Here is an 847-nt window from a genome sequence, read left to right on the forward strand (position 1 = left end):
CGACCACTCGGCGCCGTCAGACCATTCGACGCACCATCCTGATTCACCGCCGAACCACGCACCACCGCCAACACCCGATGACCATTGCGCTCCGCGTCCGACAACCGCTCCAGCAGGAGAACCCCGGCGCCCTCCGCCCATCCGGTGCCGTCGGCGGCGTCCGCATACGCCTTGCACCGGCCATCCACGGCAAGACCACCCTGCCGCGAGAAATCCACGAACACCTCCGGCGTCGCCATCACCGCCACCCCACCCGCCAACGCAAGAGAACACTCACCCGACCGCAACGACCCCACCGCGAGATGCAACGCCACCAACGACGACGAACACGCCGTGTCCACCGTCAGAGCCGGCCCCTCAAAACCAAACGAATACGCCACCCGACCCGACGCCACACTGCCCGAGTTCCCGATTCCGAAATAGCCCTCCAGACCGGCGGGCAGGCGTTCCACGTGATGGGAGTAGTCATGGAACATCAGGCCGGTGAAGACACCCACCGGCTCCCCCCGCAACGAACCAGGATCAATCCCGGCCCGCTCCAACACCTCCCACGACACCTCCAACAACAACCGCTGCTGCGGATCCATCGCCAACGCCTCCCGCGGCGAAACCCCGAACAAACCCGCATCAAACCCCGCCACATCCCGCAGAAAACCACCCGAACCCGCCACCGACGAACCCACACCACCCACACCGTCCCCCACCAAACCCGCGAGATCCCACCCACGATCCGACGGAAAACCCGACACCGCATCCACCCCACCCGCCACCACATCCCACAACCCCTCCGCCGACACCACCCCACCCGGCAACCGACACGCCATACCCACGATCGCCACCGGCTCGT

At 66.4% G+C, this 847-nt stretch carries 1 protein-coding gene; it reads right to left on the reverse strand.

What is annotated here, in order from left to right:
- The coding region (locus MXD62_RS09845; RefSeq protein ID WP_248829035.1) for a polyketide synthase at nucleotides 1-847 on the reverse strand (847 nt) is incomplete at both ends.

This window comes from Frankia sp. Mgl5 (genome assembly GCF_023242985.1).
Lineage (GTDB): Bacteria > Actinomycetota > Actinomycetes > Frankiales > Frankiaceae > Parafrankia > Parafrankia soli.